This is a genomic window from Microvirga antarctica (assembly GCF_017921815.1).
Classification (GTDB): Bacteria; Pseudomonadota; Alphaproteobacteria; order Rhizobiales; family Beijerinckiaceae; genus Microvirga; species Microvirga antarctica.
The window spans coordinates 528,237-546,490 of the sequence record NZ_JAGEMM010000001.1; the positions used below are offsets into that span (position 1 = coordinate 528,237).

Sequence of the window (18,254 nt, forward strand, 5' to 3'; positions counted from 1 at the left end):
CGGCTGCTATTTCACGTTTGCTGCAAGCTTCAGCTTACCGTTCTCGATCTGGACGATGGCAACGCTTTCGCCGCCGTCTCCCTTGTCCGCATAGGTGTAGGTGTTGCCGATGCCCTTGTAGTCCTTGACGGTCCGCAACTCCTTCACCAGCGCGTCCTTGTCGGTGCCGACCTTGGCAATCGCGGCCGCCACCATCATGACGCCGTCATAGTATTCAGCTGCCGAGTAGTCAGGCTCAAGGTTGAAGGTCTTGCGGTACCGATCAGCCCAATCCTTGTGAGCCGGGTCGTCGGCGGGCAGTGAATCCACGGTCCCGTAGATCCCGTTCGAGGCATCCGGCTGGTAGAGCTTGAGGGTCGTGGGCAGCACGCCGGCATTCGACAGGATGACCTTCATGGTGAGGCCAAGCTGCTTGATCTGTTGAACGGCGACGACAAAGTTCGGGGGATCACCCGACACAATGAGAACATCGGCATTGGCATTCTTGATGCGCAACAATTGCGGCGTCAGATCGCGATCGGCGCCCTCGAAAGTCTCGACGATAGCGGGCTTCATGTTGAGCGACTTCAGCGTATCTTCAATCGCGATCCGCCAGCCATTGCCGTATTCATTGCTCGAGCGCAGCACGGCGATGTTTTTTGCCCCAAGGTCTTTGACGGCGAATCGCACGGCTGCGGCAGGAACGCGAACGTCGCTCGTCCGAATGCGGAACAAGGGGGGCACACCCTTCTTGTCGAGGGCGAGCTGCGCCGATGCTGCGCCGGTGAGCGTCGGAATATTCTCGTCCTGGATGGTGCCGATCTGCGAGAGCACGAATCCACTCAATGTGGTGTTCATGATCGCAACAGGATCCTGGCCGATGATGCGGTTGAAGGCATTCACTGCGCCGGTCTGCTCGCTACCCGTGTCCTCAATGACGAGGTTGATCTTCTTGCCGCCGATCCCGCCCTTGGCATTCAGGTCCTCAACCGCGAGCTTTGTCCCGTTGACGAGCGGTGCCTCTCCGCCCGCGAAGGCACCGGTGGTTCCCACCACCATGCCAAGTGTCAACGTGGATTGGGCGGATGCCGAAGTGAGCATGCCAGCCGTCAGAAGGGCGGCGGCGACCGACCTTGAAATCATTCGCATGGTATTCCCTCTTGTTTCTGCAGGGCGGCATGGCTGCCCCGGATAGACCCATCGGCGCGGCTCGTCGCGGCCGCTTTCCCGTTAGCTAATGGTATACTCAACTAACCAATTAAGGCTGTCAAACTAACCTTTCGGCTTTTTCGTATTGCGCCATCCGGTTGGCGTCCGCCCGATACAAGCATGTCGGATCAAGCTGAGCGATCGAGGGCCGTCCGAGGAGCGCCAACGCTCTGGCGAATTCTTCGCCGAGCGTGTCGATGGCCTTCCTGACGCCGGCCTCGCCGCCGGCAGCGAGCCCATAAAGAACGGGTCGGCCGAGCAGGACGCCGTCCGCCCCTAGCGCAATCGCCTTGACGATATCGGTCCCCCGCCGAAAACCGCTATCGATCAGGATCGTCATGTCACCACCGAACCGACTTGCGATTTCGGGCAACACTGTCATGGGCGAGATGGCCCCGTCGAGCTGGCGGCCGCCGTGATTGCTGAGCACCACGCCGTCGACTCCGATCCCGAGCGCCTGTTTCACATCCACGGGCGCAAGCAACCCCTTCAACACAAGCTTGCGCGGCCACAACGACCGCAACCAGGAAACGCGCTCCCAATCAAGATCGGGATCGACCTCCCGCCGCGACCACGTTGCCGATGCTGCGAGAGTCTGCTGGTCCGGCGGCAGGACTTCCAGAAGGTTCTGGAAGGCTGGAATTCCGCGCAGCACGACGTCGCGCATCCACCGGGGGTGAAGCAGGACGTCGACTTTGTTTCGAAAGGTCGGTTCGGTTGCCCTCCGATAGTTGCGCCGGTCCCATTCACGGTTGCCAAAAACCGACGCATCAGTGGTGATCACAAGGGCTTCACAATTGGCCGCAAGGGCCCGCGCGACCAGTCGTTCCATGAACGGCCGAGAGCGGAAAACATACAGCTGCATCCAGTGGCGAAGACCCGGAACCGCTGCGATGTCCTCAATCGATGCGTTGGAGACAGTGCTCTGAATAAAGGGGATGCCGGCAGCCGATGCGGCGCGCGCGAGCGAGACATCGCCACGATGGGAGAACAGGCCGCAAAATCCCATCGGGGCGATCATGAGCGGCAATTTCGCCGGCTGATCGAAAATTGTACGCGTGGTGTCGACGGCTCCGGCTTTGACCAACGTCGTCGGAACAAACGCAAGGTCCTCGAACACGGCGCGATTGCGCCGAAGCGTTACCTCGTCTTCCGCACCGCCCTCAAGATATTCAAAAACGAAGGACGGCAAGCGACATTGCGCCATCGCGCGCAGATCCGCGATCGAACAGGCCCTTGCCACATCACCGCTCGCCCGAAGCCGGCGTTTCATGGCGGATCACGCTTCCCGAAGGGTGAGAACTTTGCCGGTGTTGAGAATATTGTTGGGATCGAGCGCGAGCTTGATCCGGTTCATCAGCGCCAGTTCCTCGACGGATCTTGAATAGCCAAGATACGGCTTCTTCAGCAATCCAATCCCGTGCTCGGCCGAGATGGTCCCGCCCGCGCGGCCGACCGCACCATAGACCAGCTCGGCAATCTCGTCATGGGGCTGATGATCGCCCTCTGAGGGAATGTTTGACACCAGATGGAGATTGCTGTCGCCCACATGGCCGTAGCAGAGCACGATCGCATCCGGCCAGCGGCGCTTAAAGGCATCCTCGATTGCGGTCACGAAGGCGCCCATCTCGCTCGTGGGGAGGCCGAGGTCGAAGGCTGTCAGCGGCCCCATGAGCCGGCCATACTCCGAGACACTCTCGCGGACAGCCCAGAGATCCTTCGAATCCTGATCCGACACGGCAACCACCGCATCAGAGACGCAGCCCTCTTCGAGGCAGTCAGCCAGGACGCTCTGAAGAAGATCATTGTTTTGCTCCGCGTCGAGCCCGCTCGCCTCGATGAGGACATAACATCCGTGCGGGGCGGCGAAAGGACGGCGGAGATGCGGCAGCCCGGCTGTCATAAAGTCATAAAAACTCGGCCACATGACTTCGAAGGACGTCAGGGACGATCCCAGCCTCGCCCGCGCGGCTTTCAGAAGCCCGAGCACCGCGTCGAAGTCGCGGCAGCCGCAGAAGGCGCTCGCCATCGCACCGGGTTTTGCCTGCAGCCGCAGCACAGCCCGTGTCACGACGCCAAGGGTGCCCTCGGAGCCGATAAACAGCTGCTTGAGGTCATAGCCGGCGTTGTTCTTCAGCATCTTGTTCAGCGAGCGGACAATCGTCCCGTCGGCCAGGACGACCTCGATGCCGAGGACATGCTCGCGCGCCATCCCATAGCGAATGACCCTGTTGCCGCCGGCATTGGTCGCGAGGTTGCCGCCAATCGTACAGGAATCGCGCGCGCCAAGATCGAGTCCGAAGAAGAGCCCGACTTCGTCAGCAGCGGCCTGGATCGTGGCAAGGGGCGTGCCGGCGAGCACCGTCATGGTCGCCATCACGGCGTCGATCTCCTCGATGCCGCTCATCCGATCCAGAGACAGCGCAACGCCGTCGCTGACTGGTTGCGCGCCACCGGCAAGGCCTGTCAGCCCTCCTTGGGGCACAACCGGCACCTCATATTGATTGCAGATCTTGAGAACAGCCGCCACACCCTCCGTACTGCGCGGCCGGGCGAGTGCGAGCGGGCGAACGGGATCGAGCCCACTCCAATCCGCGTGAAATCGCGGCGCAATCGCATCCCCAAAAACAACATCTGCGCCGAGGGCGGCGCCCAGCGCGCCAATAAATTCATCCGTCATAGCAACCGACCTTCGGCGCAAAACAGGCGCGCCTCTCAAATTTCTTGCATGGATAGTTTGACGGCCACAATTGGTAATGTAAACATACCAATAAGTAAAAGGGAGCGAATTGATGGCAAATATCTCAGACGGACGTCTTGCGGGCAAAATGGCCTTGGTGACCGGTGCGGCCCAGGGACTGGGCCTCGCGATTGCACGATCGTTTCTCGAAGCGGGGGCAACGGTTGCACTGACCGACGTCAACGAGCAGGTCAGTGCCGTGGCACGCGAACTCGATCCGACTGGCAAGCGGGCTTCCGGCTACGTCCTCGACGTTCGGAGCGAATCGGCCTGGACAGCAGTCTACGACAAGGTTGGCGCGGCGCTGGGCCCGATCGACATTCTGGTCAACAACGCCGCCATGACGATCTCGAAATCGGTTTGGGATATCCCCGCCGACGAGTGGGACGACGTCATGGCCGTCAACCTGAGAGGCGTGTTTTTTGGCTGCCGTGTCGCTGGCCGACACATGCGTGAACGCGGAAAGGGCCGCATCATCAATCTTTCATCGCTTGCGGGCCAGCGCGGCGGCGTGGTGGCCGGCGCCCATTACTCGGCGTCAAAGGCCGGCATCATCGTCCTGACCAAGTGCTTTGCACAGGAGCTCGCCGGCAAGGGCGTCACGGTCAATGCCATCGCGCCGGCGGCAATCGAAGGCCCGATGACGAAGGAAATGCCGGCCGAAAAAGTTCAGGGCCTCGCAAAGACGATCCCGGTTGGACGCCTCGGAAGCGATACCGAAGTCGGCGCCGCCGCAGTCTACCTCGCAGCCGACGATGCCGGCTTCGTCACAGGCGCCACCCTCGACGTGAATGGCGGCGTCTTCATGCGCTAACCGTTTCTACTCCTGTCACTGTATCCTCTTGCGAAAGGCAAAGCCCATGGCTGTCGAGTTCGTTGTGCCTGAAGTTCCGAAACCCTATCGCGTCATTCTGCTGGGCGCCGCCACCAACGGTTGGTTTGAGGCGACCGACGAGGAGCGCCGCGAGAAGGTTCTGCCGCGATTCAAGGAAATGATCGCCGAATGGACCGAGATGGGCGCCAAGGTTCTGGCCACCGTCGATGACGACCTGTTCATGGTGGGTCAGCCGGGGGCACCCGATTTCACCTGGTACCTGATCTTCGAGATTCCATCCCTCGAGACCTTGGCGGCGATGATCCATTGCGTTCGCCGCACCTCCAACGGCGTGCGGCTCGATCGCTATATCCGCATCGAAGGCCGCATCGGACGGCCATTCTTCCTCCTTGAAGGAAAGCACTGAGTCCGCAGGAACCGGTGATGCATGGCGGATGGATCAGTCCGCCGTGCTCTCTCGGTATTCCTTTTCGATCTGCGCCTTGATCAACCAGATCTCTGCCTCGTGAGACGCGCAAAGCCGCTCCCACCGCGCATCGTCCATCGCCGTGGGTCGCCAGGCGCTCAGCATCACCAGACAGGTTTCGGCGCTATAGCCGATTGTTTCCCCGGCGACGATCCGCGCAGCAATCCGCACGCCCAGCGTATCGGGCGTACCCACCGCATAGTCGATGAGCAGCCGCGAAGGGTCTGGATCAATGCGATACCAACCCTGGGCTCCATCGAACAGCGAAAGACCAGTGTGGATGCCGCTCATCTCATCGCGCCACGTCGCAAAGCATCCGAGCGACCATCGACCCAGTTTGATCGGATCGCTGAGATAGAGAAAGGCATGACTGGAGGGCGCCTCGACGGTTCGTGTCACCAAATGGCCCAGTGGGGATGTCATGGGATCTCCTGCGTGTCGCGGGTCGGCATGTTTCAGTGTGGCGCTGCCGCGTGAAGAAGCAAAGCTGCCTGCAATTTGCAACGCTGCTGCTCAAAATCGAGAATATATTTTAAACTTAAACCTTTTCAGAGACAAATGGCCGTGATCTTATGATCACATGAGCAACCCCATTCTCCAGGTGCGCGACCTTGCGCGCAGCTTTGGCGCCCTTCGCGCCGTCGATGGAATCAACCTGTCCGTTCAACCTGCGACGATGACGGGCCTGATCGGCCCGAATGGCGCGGGAAAATCCACGCTGTTCGGGTTGATTGCTGGTGCGCTGAAACCCGATACGGGTGAAATCGTCTTTGCCGACCATCGAATCGACGGACTCTCACCGGATCGCATTTTCCGGACAGGCCTTGCCCGAACGTTCCAGATTCCCCGCCCCTTTCCGAAGATGACGGTCCTCGACAACGTCATGCTGGCAGCGCTCGATCAGGCCGGTGAGAAATTCTGGAACAATTGGTTTGCGCTCGGCACGGTGCGCAAGCAGGAAAAGCTCATTCGAGACCGCGCCATGGAGGTTCTCGGTTTTACGGGTCTGGCCGCGAAGGTGAACGATTTTGCCGGGCAGTTGTCGGGCGGGCAGCAAAAGCTGCTTGAACTGGCGCGTGTCCTCATGACCGACCCCCAATTGATCCTGCTCGACGAACCGGCCGCCGGCGTGAACCCGGCGCTGCTCGACACGCTGATTGACAAGATCATCGCATTGCACGCGCGGGGAGTAGGCTTCCTGATCATCGAGCACAACATGGACATGGTCATGAGCATCTGTAACCCGATCGTGGTGATGGCTCAGGGGCGTGTAATTTTCGAGGGGGACGCCGACGGCGTTCGCGCCGACCAGCGGGTTCTCGACGCCTATCTCGGAGGTGTCGAGCCATGAGCGAGCCTGTCCTCATCGCCCGCGACGTCGTCGCGGGCTACGTTCCCGGAATGCCGATTTGCCACGGCGTGTCTATCGATGTCCGTCCCGGTGAGATCGTGACTATCATTGGTCCCAACGGAGCAGGCAAATCGACCTTCCTGAAGGCACTGGCGGGCCTGGTGCTGTTCGAAAGCGGCACGGTGCACTGCCTCGGACAGGACGTCTCGGGACGCCCCTCGCACGAACTGATTCAACTCGGCCTCGGATTTGTACCGCAGACCGGGAACGTCTTTACCGGGCTGACCATCCACGAGAACCTCGTCATGGGCGGCCATACGCTCTCGGCGGCCGAGCTCAAGACCCGCCTCGCGCGGACCTACGAGCAATTTCCTCTGCTGGCCGAGCGGCGATCGGCCACCGGCGGCGTGCTTTCGGGCGGACAACGCCAGACCCTTGCCGTGGCCCGGGCGTTGATGACGGACCCGCGGGTGATCATGCTGGATGAGCCGACCGCAGGCCTCTCCCCGCGCGTGGTCGGCGAAGTGTTTGCAAGCCTGCGCGGCCTCGCCCAAGAAGGCGTGGCGGTGCTGATGGTGGAACAGAACGCGAAAGCGGCCCTGCGCATTTCAGACCGGGGTTATGTCCTGGCCGAAGGGCGGAACCGCATGGCGGCGTCGGCCGCCGATCTCCTCGTCGATCCAGCGGTCGGTGAAGCGTTTCTCGGTGGAAAAAGGCACGCACGATGATCGGTCAAGCCATCGCGGACGGGTTTCTCACAGGTGGCATCCTGGCGCTCGGCGCCATCGGCGTGTCCTTGAGCTCGCAGATTCTGAAATTCGCCAACTTCTCTCATTCGGAATTGCTGACCTGGGGGGCGTATATCGCGCTCACCTTCACGATGTTCGCGACGGCCGGCGCCCCGATTGGACCCCTCTCTTTTGGGTGGTCGTTGCTGTTTGCGGTTCTTCTCGCCGGCGTTCTTACAGGGGTGCTGGCGATCATCGTCGATCGCCTGGTCTTTCGCCGCCTGCGCTCGCGTCATGCGAACAGTCTGACCATGGTGTTCGCGAGTTTCGGCGTCGCACTGATCCTGCGCAATCTGGTGCTTCTCATCTGGGGGCCGGAGGCGCAATATTACACAAGCGAGCTCCAGATCGCGACCGAAATCCTCCCCGGCATTCGCCTCCTGCCCGATCAGGTTTTCGTCCTCGGCCTCACCATCGTTCTGGTGATCGGCCTGCACCTCATTCTCAAGTACAGCCGCCTGGGCATGTCGATGCGGGCCATGGCGGAAAGCCCCGCGCTGGCACGCGTCTGCGGGGTCAAGATTGAAACGGTCGTGCGTTGGACCTGGGTGGTCGCGGGCATGCTTGCGGCAATCGCGGGCATCTTCTCGGGCCTCACCGTTCAGTTGCGACCGGAAATGGGCTTCAATCTCTTGCTTGCCATTTTGACAGCGGCGATTCTCGGTGGGTCCGGGAGCCTGTTCGGCGCCGTCATCGGTGGCCTCGTCGTTGGGCTGGCCGAGAACCTTTCGGTGCTCGTGATCCCGGCCAACTTCAAGGCCGCCGTCCCTTTCATGATCCTGATCCTCGTTCTGTACTTTCGTCCGCAGGGTCTCCTCGGCAAGTCGGAGACAAAGTGAGCCATGGGTATCGTCTCGTATCTCATCTTCTTTGCCATCGTCGTCTCGATCCTGAGCATCATTACGCTTGGGCTCAATCTCCAATGGGGCTCCACCGGCGTCTTCAACGCGGGGGTCGTCGGCTTCTATGCCGTCGGCGGCTACACCTACGCCATCCTGACCGCTCCCGGGCGCCCTGAACTGCTCGTCAATCTCGAACTGCCTTGGATTCTGGGCGTGGTCGGCGCGCTCATTGCCTCGGCCATTGCAGCCCTGCTCGTGGGCCTGGCCACGATGAAGTTGCGAGGCGATTACCTTGCGATTGCGACCTTCGGCATCGCCGTCACCATCCAACTCATCGCCCTGAACTGGGAAGGCCTCACCGGAGGCAGTCTCGGCATGACCTCCGTCCCACGTCCGTTGAGCGGGTTCTTTGAGACGCCATTCACCTACAACGTGTTCTACCTCTGCCTGTCTGCGGGATTCTGCCTTCTGACGTATTGGGCGCTCGAACGCATCGTTCGCTCTCCCTGGGGGCGCGTGCTGCGGGCCATTCGCGAAGACGAGGGCGCGGCGATCGCTCTTGGCAAGGACGCCGCGACTCTGCGACTTCAGGCCTTCGTGCTCGGGTCGACGGTCATGGGTCTCGCTGGCGCGCTCTACGTGGGTTTCATCGGCTTTGTGAGCCCGTTCGATTTCGTGCCGATCATCACCTTCCAGATCTGGACGATGCTGATTGTCGGCGGCAGCGGAAACAACAAGGGCGCGGTGCTCGGCACACTGGTCGTCTGGGGGTTGTGGAGCGCGAGCGGCACCCTCATCTCCAAGATTCTGCCGGCGGCTTTCCAGACGCAGGGCGGCGCCGTTCAAACCATTCTTATCGGTCTCGTCCTCGTGCTGACCCTTTTGTTCAAGCCGGGCGGCCTGATCGGCGAAGAGCCGACGACCTCACGTCACGCGGGGTAGTGTCGGCCGACAGAGTTGGCTTGCGAGTGCCGAAAACTCGCCAAAAGAGGGAGAGCAGGATGAAACGATCGATCGGATTACTGGCGGGAGCGGTGCTGGTTTCAGCATGGATGCCGGCCCAGAACGCACAGGCGCAGAATGCAGTGTCCTGCCCGGTAAAACTCGGCGGCATCCTGCCGTTGACCGGCTCGATGGGTCCTGTGGGCAAGCGCATCTCGGACAGCGCGCAGCTTGCCGTGAAGCACATCAATGAGGGCGGCGGCATCAAGGGATGTCCGGTGGAATTCATTCTTCGCGATGACCAAGGTCAACCGACCGTCGGTGTCGACGCGGCCAAATACCTGGTTGAAGTCGAGCGCGTCCCCGCGATCACAGGGTCGGTTTCGAGCGGCGTGACGCTGCCCATCCTCACCTCGGTGACAGTCCCCTCCAAGGTCCCGGTGGTGAGCTGCTGCTCGACGGCCGCGACTTTCACGACCCTCGCCCAGGAAGGCAAGACCGGCGGCTTCTTCTTCCGCACGCTGCCGACTGTGAAGACGCAGGCCTACGCTTCCGCAAAGGTGGCGGCCGATCGCGGCTTCAAGCGCGTCACGATGATCTACATCAATACCGATTTCGGAACCGGCATGGTGAAGGACTTCACCAAGGCGTTCAACAAGCTCGGTGGCCAGGTCCTGAAGACAGTTGCCTACAACGAGAACCAGCCGTCCTATCGGGCCGAGGTGAACAGCGCGCTGTCCGACAAGCCAGACGCCGTGTTCCTCGTCGCTTTCCCGCAGGACGGGGCGACGATGACACGCGAGTGGATTTCGCTCGGCGGCACCCAGAATCTGATCCTGAACAACGCGCTGCGCACCCCGGAATACGTCAAGGCGGTGGGTGGCAAGTTCCTGCAAAATGCGTTCGGGATGGATAATGCATCGACGTCCGGACCGACGGTGGAATCCTTCAAGCAGAGCTTCCAGGCCGCCTACAATGCGAGCCCGGACGGACCCGGCATCTATAACCAGTACGATGCCGTCATGATCCTGGGTCTTGCCATGAACCTCGCGCCCGATCTCAGCGGCACGGCCATCCGCGACGCCATGCGCAAACTTCAGTCGCCGGACGCCACCGTGGTTGGCACCGGCCCGGAGGAGTTCAAGAAGGCCATCGCACTGATCAAGGACGGAAAGGCCATCCGGTATTCGGGCGCAACCGGCCCGCTCGAATTCGACGCCAACGGCGATGTGAGCGGTGCGGCGTTGATCTGGAATGTCAAGGGCGACCAGCTCGGCACAGACCAGACGCTGACCGTCGAGGAGATGAGCAAGCTGATCAAGCAGATCGACGGCTGATCACCATCACGACCCTCGCATGCCTGGCGCGTTGGCGTCAGGCATGCACCCCTCAACGTCGACACGGCATACGACACAGGACGTCGATGACAGATCTCAGGCTGGAACCCGTCTCCTCGCGCACGACGATCCAGGACGGCGTTTACAACCGGCTGCGCCATGCGCTCATGACCGGGTTCTTCGATCCCGGCCAGACCCTCACCATTGCGGCCCTGGCCGAAGCGTTCGGCACCAGTCACATGCCCGTGCGCGAAGCGTTGCGTCGCCTCGGCGCCGAGAACGCGCTCGATGTCGCGCCCAACGGCTCGACCCATGTCCCGCCGGTCAACACCGCCCGTCTCGACGACCTTTGTATCGCCCGCATTGCTGTCGAGGGCACGGCCATCGCCCTTTGCACGCCCCATGTCGAGCCAGAGACGGTGCGCTATCTGGAGGCAAACATCCGCGACCATGTGCTGAAAGGCCGTGACGGCGATGTTTTCGGGATGCTCGCGAACAACCAGGATTTTCACTTCACCCTCTATCGTGCATCGGGATCGGATGTCCTTATGCAGCTGATCGAAACGCTCTGGCTCCGCTTCGGGCCTTATATGCGGTTGCTGACCCAACGCATGGAGCCGTTGCTGAAATCCGGCGACCTCGGTTCCGACCCCGTTCACCATCGCAGCATTCTCGACGCGGTGAAGCGTGACGACGGAGCGGCCGCGCGCCAGGCATTGGTCGAGGATATCCACGCCACGCAATCTCTTCTGCGCACCATTTGCCCCCTCGACGACGATTTCATGGCCGCAGGAACCGCAAACCGATTCCCGTCCAGCACAGGAGTTGCCCGATGACGTCCAACCTCAACATCACCGGCGGGCTTTCCCAGGCCGCTTATGACGCACAATTCTCGCTCGATTCCATTCCGGACATGCCACCACTCGTCGCGCGACGCACAGCGGCGGCCGACGCGGGTCTGGCGCAGTTCCGCGCAATCCGCGACATCGCCTACGGAGACCGTCCGGACGAGACGCTCAATCTTTTCCCGCCCCTATCGGCCGAGGGCCCTGCCCCGCTCCACATTTTCATCCACGGGGGCTTCTGGCGCTCCATGGAAGCGGCGCAGTTCAGCTTTCTGGCGCGCGGCTTCGTACCGTTCGGGGCCGCGCTCGCGGTGATCGATTATCCCCTCATGCCGCACGTTCGGCTCGCCGATATCGTAAGCTCATGCCGCAAGGCGATCGCCTGGGCCTACCGTCATGGATCGGATTACGATCTCGATCCGGATCGCATCTACATCTCGGGCAATTCGGCGGGAGGCCATCTTGTGGCCGAAATGCTCGACCGCAGCTGGCTCGGCGCCAGTGGACTGCCGTCCGACGTGATCAAGGGTGGCACCGCGATCAGCGGGGTCTACGACCTGGCGAGGGTCGCCGCCTCGTTTCAGAACGATAGCCTGCAACTGACCCAGTCCGAGATCACCGATTTCAGCCCCCTACACAGGCCTCTCGACATCGGCGTTCCAGTCATCGCGACCGTCGGCGGAGATGAAACGGACGAGTTTCGCCGCCAGACTGCCGATTTTGCCGAGAAGCTGCGCGTCGCCGGCGTCCCTGTCACGCACATGGTCGTTCCCGGAACGGATCACATCACGGTCGTTCTGGATGCGCTCGCCGACCCGTCGGAGAGCCTCAACAAAGCGGTGCGCGCGCAGATGCGGCTCACCTGACGCGCGGAGCCGCACTCATCGCCGGGCGCGCCAATCCTGCCATCGCGCCTGCGCGATGGCGAATGACGGCGCCGCCTGTGCGAAGGTGTGGAACGGAATCGCGCGCGCAGGGGCCTGAGGCACGGGCAGCGCGGAGAGCGGGGTTCCGAGGGCTGCATTCGCCATAACCTCGCCCAACATCGCCGTCATCGCGACGCCGCGACCATTGCAGCCGATGCCGCCGATGAAGCCTGGACCGAATTCGTAGAGATGGGGCAGAAAATCGGTGGTCATCGCAGCCACCCCGCGCCAGACATGTTCCACCTTCGGTACGAAGCCGAGGGAGAGTTCCTCGGCGAGGCGATCCACAATCCCACTTGCCATGCGCTCATGGGCTCCGATGGGAAAGAGCGACATGCCGCCGCTGATCAGACGATCGTCCCGGTCAAGCCGGTAGGTGAACAGGTTTGAACGCGTGTCGGAGACGGGATGCCGTTGCGGCGAAAAACGCGCAACGACGTCCTTCGGCAGGGGCGCGGTGGCAATCTGGTAGACGGACAACGGAACAATGGCGCGATAGAGCCGACGCGCGATTCCAACCTTACCCGCATTGGTGCAGAGCAGGACTCGCCGCGCCGTGATCCGACCGCCGGCCGTTTGCAGAACCCAGTTGTCGCCCATTCGCTCGACGGACATGACAGGAGCGTCTTCCTTGATCAGCGCGCCAGCCGCAAGAGCTGCCCGCGCGAGACCATAGGCATAGCTCAACGGATGGATCGTGCCGCCCGTTGGATCGAACAGGGCGCCACGATAGCCGCGGACACCGGTGAGTGAGGCCGTCTCGGCTGCATCGAGATATCGCAAGGGCCGACCAAGCGCCTGCCAGCTTGCCACGCGGGCTTTCAGCGCCCCGGCCATCTGGTCCGAATGGGCCGGCTGCAGCCACCCGGTCTGCGCCGCATCGCAATCGATCTTGTTGTCGCGGGCAGTGGAGAACACGCGCTCCCCACCTTGGCTGACCAGATCGAGCAACGCGCGGCCGCGTTCCGCCCCAAGCTTCCGATTGACGGTGTCGGGATCGGCCTTGGCGAAATTGGGAACGACAAAGCCTGCGTTGAAGCCGCTGGCGCCACTGCCAATTGCCTCGGCCTCCAGCACCATGACCGACGATCCGCTGCGCGCGATATGAAGCGCCGCCGTCAAGCCGGTGAAGCCCGCGCCGATCACAGCCACGTCGACCGACCGATCGCCAGCGATCGTCGGGAGAGTCGGCTTCGGCGTCGACGTCTGCCACCAGAGTGTCCGCTGATGCTCCTGCATTCCGCCCGGCATGGTGATGAATCCGCTTCGGTCATGGTCTGGATCAGGCACAAACCGCGAGACCGCTTGTCCGATCATGCCGCAATCTTTATGCATAGGGCGTCGATTTATTTCAAGATTAAAGGAAATTCCATGGCTCGCTGGACCATTTCATCAGGCTCGAAGTTCGAAGAGCTGGCCGGCTATTCCCGCGCCGTCGTGGACGGAGAATGGATCTTCGTCTCGGGCACAGCCGGCTACGACTTCGCCTCGAACACCATCTCGGACGACGCTGCCGAGCAGACCCGCCAATGTTTGGCGACTATCTCGGCGACCTTGGAGAAGGCGCACGCGTCGTTGAAGGATGTGGTGCGGGTGCGCGTTTATGTGGCCGCGCGCGAGGACGTCATGGCCGTATCAAGGGTTCTGGGAGCGGCCTTCTCAGACCCGCGGCCCACCAACACCACAATCGTGTGCGGATTTGCCATGGAGGAGATGAAGGTCGAACTCGAAGTCACTGCTCTCAAGCGCGCCTGATCGCGGCGGGTCGAACAGTCCGGGAGTTGTCGATGCTGATCCTGAATGGAAACGATGTCAGAGCCGTGCTCACGATGGCCGATTGCATCTGCGTCATGGACGATGTCCTGCGCGGCCTGGCCGACGGCACTTACTGGCAACCGCCCCGCGCGCAGATCCAGTTCGACGGCGCATCCTCTTTGATGGGCCTGATGCCGGCGTTTCGAAGCGGGCCAGACCCACTTTGGGGTTTCAAACACATCATCGTCGCGCCGGGCAATCGCGCGCGCGGTCTGGACTCCCATCAAGGCGCCGTGCTGCTCAACGACGGAGAGACAGGGCAATTGATGGCAGTTGTCGACGCCACCGCCATCACGTCGATTCGGACGGCGGCAGTGTCTGCAGTCGCAACCCGGGCGCTGGCACGGCCAGATGCCGCGCAAATTGCCATCATCGGGACGGGACATCAGGCGTCAGCCCATGTGGAGGCCATGCGGCACATCTTGCCGAACGCCGGAATCGTGATTGGCGCGCGTTCACCCGAGAGCGCCCGGGCCTTTGCCGACGCAACCGGCACAGTGGCCGCCCATTCGATTGAAGACGCGGTTGCCGAGGCCGACGTGATCTGCACGCTCACCACTGCCAAGACGCCTATCCTGAAGTGCTCATGGATCAAGCCGGGATGCCATGTGAATGCGGTCGGAACCAGCCAGCCCAGCGCTCGCGAGATTGACGGCGAATTGCTGTCGGCCGCGGCGGTTTTTGTGGATTCCCGCGCCCAGGCTGACATTGAATGCGGAGAGTATCTGCTCGCGCTGAATGAGGGGTCATACCCGGCTGACCGCGGCCTCACGGAACTCGGAGACGTCCTGACGGGTCGCCAGCCGGGACGCCCCCATGACGAGAGCATCACGCTGTTCAAATCGCTGGGGCTTGCGGTTGAAGACCTGGCCGCCGCCGAATTTGCGGTCAGGCGCGCGACCGAGCGACAGATCGGCAGTGTCGTTGCCTGGTAACGAATTGTCGGCTTAGCCTTCCGGCGTCGTCAGCGGGACGCCAAGCATCGCTCGCCGCTTGAGCCACGGGCTGGCCCGGTAGCGCGGGTCGCCATAGAACGCGTGGCAGGCGGCGAGAATATCGAGAATGCGCCGCGGGCCCAGCTCGTCACCGAACCGCAACGACCCACGCGGATAGCCGAGCGCGATCTCGGTGGCACGGTTGATATCCTCAGGCGCGCCGATCCGCTGCTGGGCGATGTCGGCGCCGATATTGACGATGCAAGCCACGATGCGCTGAGCGATGAAGCCCGGGCTGTCATGGATGACCGTCACGGGGGTGCCGTCGGCGGCGAGAAGCGCTTGCGCGGTGAAAAGCACAGCGGGCTTTGTCACCGGGGTTCGCATCAACGTGCGCCGCCGGTCCAGGCCAAGCAGACAATCGACAGCAACAGACCGCGTCGGATCCAGCCCCTCGGCGAGGGATGCCGTCGTTGTGTCCTCCCCAAAGGGCGTCAGCATGATGACAGCCTCGTCCGACGGACGGGGCGTCGTCTCAACCGTTGCGCCGGCACGCGCCAGTCGGTCTCGCAGGTCTCCTGCAACATCGGGAAACCGGCCAGACACCCAAACCGCAGGCGCGCCTTCGACCGGTGCAACACTGAGTTCAGCTGGCTTTTCGGCTTTGCCGTCCCGATAGGTGTAGAAACCACCGCCGGACTTGCGCCCGTACAGACCTGCGGCGACCCGCTGCGTCGTGAGAGCATTGGGACGATAGCGTGGCTCGTCGTAATACTGCCGGTAGATCGACTCCATCACCAGGCTCGAGACATCGAGGCCGGTAAGGTCGAACAACTCGAAGGGGCCCATGCGAAAGCCGGCGCTGTCCGTCATCACCCGGTCGATATCGGCAAAACTGGCGATGCCCTCCGAGGCAATCCTCAGCGCCTCCGTACCAAAACCACGGCCGGCGTGATTGACAAGAAAGCCGGGTGTGTCGGTGGCGCGCACGGGCAGATGCCCCATCCGGTTCGCCAGAGCCGTCAGCCTGACGAGCGCGTCCTCGTCAGTCCTCGCACCGCCGATCACCTCGACCAGTCGCATGAGCGGGACCGGGTTGAAGAAGTGAAAGCCTGCGATGCGTTGCGGCCGGCGGGCCTTTGCCGCAATGGCTGTGACGGACAAGGACGAGGTGTTGGTGGCAAGAACGCAGTCGTCCCGCACCACGGCTTCGAGACAGTCCATCACCCGATGTTTCACATCGAGACTTTCCGCCACGGCCTCGATCACGACGTCGCATGCCGAGAAGCCGGCGAATGCTGTGCCGGATCCCACACCGGCCGCGACGATCCTGCCAATCGCGGCCTCGGCTTCGGCGAGCGAGAGCGTTCCCTTCGTAGCCTTGCGCCGCAGCATGTCGGCGCAGAATTGAAGCGCCTCCGCCACCGCCTCGGGGCTTTGATCCGTGAGGATGACTTGGATGCCCGCTTCGGCAGCCACCTGCGCGATGCCCCTGCCCATCAGGCCGGCGCCGACCACGCCCAGAATCAACTCAGGCGCGGGAATGGGTGAGGTCATGGCAGATGTCCATCATCATGGGCTCTCAAAAGTCCGGGCGCTGCGCGTGAGACGCGCAGCGCCCGGCTGACCATGTCGGCGTGAGAATGATCAGGACGCCACGAGGGCGAGAACGCGCAGCGGGCTGCCGGAACCCTTCTCGATCTTCAGCGGCGGGGTCACGAGGATGGCGCCGGTCGGCGGAAGCTGATCGAGATTGCATAGGCTGGCGAGGCCGAACTTGTTGGCACCGTGCATCAGGTTATGGGCCGGGAATGCCGGTTCAAAGGCGAAGCCCTGGCCGGCATCGGTGCCGACAGCCTCCACACCCCAGCCATTCACGTTGCGCTGTTCGACGAGGAACTTGATCGCAGCCGCGCTCGGACCGGGCGTATGCGGCCCGTCTTCCTTGTTGTTCATGAAGGCTGCCGGATCCTCGCGCTTGGACCAATCGGTGCGCATGAGAACCCATGATCCATCGGGGATACGGCCATGTTGCTTCTCCCAGGCTTCAATATGCGAGGGCTCGAGCGTGAACAGGTCATTGGCGGCTGCTTCCTTGGAGCAGTCGATGACGACGGCCGGCGCAATCAGGCGCTGAACGGGGATCGTATCGGTAAAACCGTCGGCGTGATGCTGGCCCGTGACCCAATGGACAGGGGCATCAAAATGTGTGCCCGTGTGCTCGCCGCAGGCAATATTGTTCCAATACCATCCGGGACCGCGCTCGTCGTATTTCGAAATCTCCAGCATCCGGAACGGATTGGAGGGAGCGAATTCCGGCGGCAACTGGATGACCGGCGTTGAGGGTCGCAGGGTCTGGGTGAGATCGACCACGCGGATGCGGCCATCGGCGATGCCGGCTGCGAATTCGACCAGAAGATTGCTGCTCATGCTTGCGCTCCTTGCGGCTGCGGCCTGTTGGCCTTTGCGGATTGCGGCTGTTTCGGTAGAAAACTGCGTCATGGACGTCGAGAAGCCTCGCGCCGCCACGTCGATGTCATTGGCAACGACGACGAGCGCATAGCCCTCCTTCGTGCGTTTTGCCGCCGCCTCGGCGCTGGGCGTGAAAATTCCACAGGGGACGCCGGCATTGCGGCAGGCCTGGAACACCGTACGACACGCGTCCTCGTGCCGCGAGTCGATCTTGGGGAAGCAACCGAGCGACAGGGCGAGGTCACCCGTGCCGATCAGGACAAAATCGATGCCGGGGGTGTTGGCGATGGCAGCGGCATTGCGCACGCCGCGTTCGGTCTCGATCATGACGCCGACGACCGTGCGGGCATTGGCATTGGCGTGATAGGCCGCAAAATCGCCCTTCAGCGGACGCACACCGCCGCCGGAACGGTGGCCATGGGGCGGAAAGCGTGAGGCTGCCACGGCCTGGGCTGCTTGTTCGTCAGTCTCGATGAGAGGAACGAGAACCCCTTCTGCCCCGGTGTCGAGAGCCTGGCTGATCGACGAATGAGCATTGTCAGCGGTGCGGATCAAGACCGGCGTCCGGCCGACGGCCGCGACCGCGTGCTCGATCGTGCCCCGATCCCAGAGGCCATGCTGCGCATCGATGACCATGGCGTCCGGACGAGCCTCATCCGATATCTCGACCAGCGCGCTGGAACCGACAGCGAACCAGAAAACGCCGATGGGCCCGCCCTGTTTCAGTCGCGCCCGCAATGTCAGGCCATCACGCTCATACATGCTTTACTCC

At 62.4% G+C, this 18,254-nt stretch carries 18 protein-coding genes; 11 read left to right on the top strand and 7 right to left on the bottom strand.

Annotated elements, in window-relative coordinates; translation table 11 throughout:
• Nucleotides 1-6 precede the first annotated feature (6 nt).
• The 3 genes from J4G32_RS02550 to J4G32_RS02560 form a co-directional block, all read right to left on the bottom strand.
• Nucleotides 7-1,128 (bottom strand): ABC transporter substrate-binding protein, encoded by a 1,122-nt coding sequence (locus J4G32_RS02550; RefSeq protein WP_210484004.1) that lies wholly within the window; start codon nt 1,126-1,128, stop codon nt 7-9.
• Between the two features lie 118 nt (nt 1,129-1,246).
• On the bottom strand, nt 1,247-2,461 hold the full coding sequence (locus J4G32_RS02555; protein ID WP_210484007.1) for an alpha-hydroxy acid oxidase: 1,215 nt from the start codon (nt 2,459-2,461) through the stop codon (nt 1,247-1,249).
• A 6-nt stretch (nt 2,462-2,467) separates the two neighbouring features.
• A complete protein-coding gene (locus J4G32_RS02560) occupies nt 2,468-3,868 on the bottom strand; it encodes an FAD-binding oxidoreductase (protein ID WP_210484010.1) in 1,401 nt (466 codons plus the stop codon).
• 112 nt (nt 3,869-3,980) lie between these two features.
• Here J4G32_RS02560 and J4G32_RS02565 point away from each other — a divergent pair, with 112 nt between their 5' ends.
• Nucleotides 3,981-4,742 (top strand): SDR family NAD(P)-dependent oxidoreductase, encoded by a 762-nt coding sequence (locus J4G32_RS02565; protein ID WP_210484013.1) that lies wholly within the window; start codon nt 3,981-3,983, stop codon nt 4,740-4,742.
• 46 nt (nt 4,743-4,788) lie between these two features.
• Nucleotides 4,789-5,169 carry a hypothetical protein gene (locus J4G32_RS02570; protein ID WP_210484016.1) on the top strand — a complete coding sequence of 127 codons (381 nt, stop codon included), beginning with the start codon at nt 4,789-4,791 and terminating at the stop codon, nt 5,167-5,169.
• 33 nt (nt 5,170-5,202) lie between these two features.
• Here the strand turns inward: J4G32_RS02570 and J4G32_RS02575 are convergent, their stop codons facing one another.
• The gene (locus J4G32_RS02575; protein WP_210484019.1) at nt 5,203-5,652 is read right to left on the bottom strand and encodes a hypothetical protein; all 450 of its coding nucleotides are present in this window, start codon (nt 5,650-5,652) and stop codon (nt 5,203-5,205) included.
• A 157-nt stretch (nt 5,653-5,809) separates the two neighbouring features.
• On the opposite strand from J4G32_RS02575, the gene J4G32_RS02580 reads away from it, so the two are divergent.
• From J4G32_RS02580 to J4G32_RS02610, 7 genes are all read left to right on the top strand, one after another.
• Nucleotides 5,810-6,580 carry an ABC transporter ATP-binding protein gene (locus J4G32_RS02580; protein ID WP_210484021.1) on the top strand — a complete coding sequence of 257 codons (771 nt, stop codon included), beginning with the start codon at nt 5,810-5,812 and terminating at the stop codon, nt 6,578-6,580.
• Nucleotides 6,577-7,308 carry an ABC transporter ATP-binding protein gene (locus J4G32_RS02585; protein ID WP_210484024.1) on the top strand — a complete coding sequence of 244 codons (732 nt, stop codon included), beginning with the start codon at nt 6,577-6,579 and terminating at the stop codon, nt 7,306-7,308. Before J4G32_RS02580 ends, J4G32_RS02585 begins: the two co-directional genes overlap by 4 nt.
• The gene (locus tag J4G32_RS02590) at nt 7,305-8,207 is read left to right on the top strand and encodes a branched-chain amino acid ABC transporter permease (protein ID WP_210484027.1); all 903 of its coding nucleotides are present in this window, start codon (nt 7,305-7,307) and stop codon (nt 8,205-8,207) included. The genes J4G32_RS02585 and J4G32_RS02590 overlap by 4 nt, the downstream gene beginning before the upstream one ends.
• A 3-nt stretch (nt 8,208-8,210) precedes the next feature.
• Nucleotides 8,211-9,152: a branched-chain amino acid ABC transporter permease gene (locus tag J4G32_RS02595; protein WP_210484030.1), complete on the top strand. Its 942-nt coding sequence runs from the start codon at nt 8,211-8,213 to the stop codon at nt 9,150-9,152.
• Between the two features lie 59 nt (nt 9,153-9,211).
• A complete protein-coding gene (locus J4G32_RS02600; protein ID WP_210484033.1) occupies nt 9,212-10,489 on the top strand; it encodes an ABC transporter substrate-binding protein in 1,278 nt (425 codons plus the stop codon).
• 86 nt (nt 10,490-10,575) lie between these two features.
• Nucleotides 10,576-11,325, top strand: a complete 750-nt coding sequence (locus J4G32_RS02605) for a GntR family transcriptional regulator (protein WP_210484035.1) — start codon at nt 10,576-10,578, stop codon at nt 11,323-11,325.
• A complete protein-coding gene (locus J4G32_RS02610) occupies nt 11,322-12,200 on the top strand; it encodes an alpha/beta hydrolase (protein ID WP_210484038.1) in 879 nt (292 codons plus the stop codon). Before J4G32_RS02605 ends, J4G32_RS02610 begins: the two co-directional genes overlap by 4 nt.
• A 15-nt stretch (nt 12,201-12,215) precedes the next feature.
• Here the strand turns inward: J4G32_RS02610 and J4G32_RS02615 are convergent, their stop codons facing one another.
• Entirely contained in the window at nt 12,216-13,577 is a 1,362-nt protein-coding gene (locus J4G32_RS02615) for an NAD(P)/FAD-dependent oxidoreductase (RefSeq protein ID WP_281413500.1), read from the bottom strand.
• Between the two features lie 54 nt (nt 13,578-13,631).
• On the opposite strand from J4G32_RS02615, the gene J4G32_RS02620 reads away from it, so the two are divergent.
• Both J4G32_RS02620 and J4G32_RS02625 read left to right on the top strand, forming a co-directional pair.
• Complete coding sequence (locus J4G32_RS02620) at nt 13,632-14,015, top strand: RidA family protein (protein ID WP_210484041.1); 384 nt, start codon at nt 13,632-13,634, stop codon at nt 14,013-14,015.
• A 32-nt stretch (nt 14,016-14,047) separates the two neighbouring features.
• Nucleotides 14,048-15,010: an ornithine cyclodeaminase family protein gene (locus J4G32_RS02625; RefSeq protein ID WP_210484044.1), complete on the top strand. Its 963-nt coding sequence runs from the start codon at nt 14,048-14,050 to the stop codon at nt 15,008-15,010.
• A 12-nt stretch (nt 15,011-15,022) separates the two neighbouring features.
• Here the strand turns inward: J4G32_RS02625 and J4G32_RS02630 are convergent, their stop codons facing one another.
• Both J4G32_RS02630 and J4G32_RS22060 read right to left on the bottom strand, forming a co-directional pair.
• Entirely contained in the window at nt 15,023-16,567 is a 1,545-nt protein-coding gene (locus J4G32_RS02630; protein ID WP_210484047.1) for a 3-hydroxyacyl-CoA dehydrogenase, read from the bottom strand.
• 90 nt (nt 16,568-16,657) lie between these two features.
• Nucleotides 16,658-18,244 carry an aldolase/citrate lyase family protein gene (locus tag J4G32_RS22060; protein WP_210484050.1) on the bottom strand — a complete coding sequence of 529 codons (1,587 nt, stop codon included), beginning with the start codon at nt 18,242-18,244 and terminating at the stop codon, nt 16,658-16,660.
• Between the last annotated feature and the right edge of the window lie 10 nt (nt 18,245-18,254).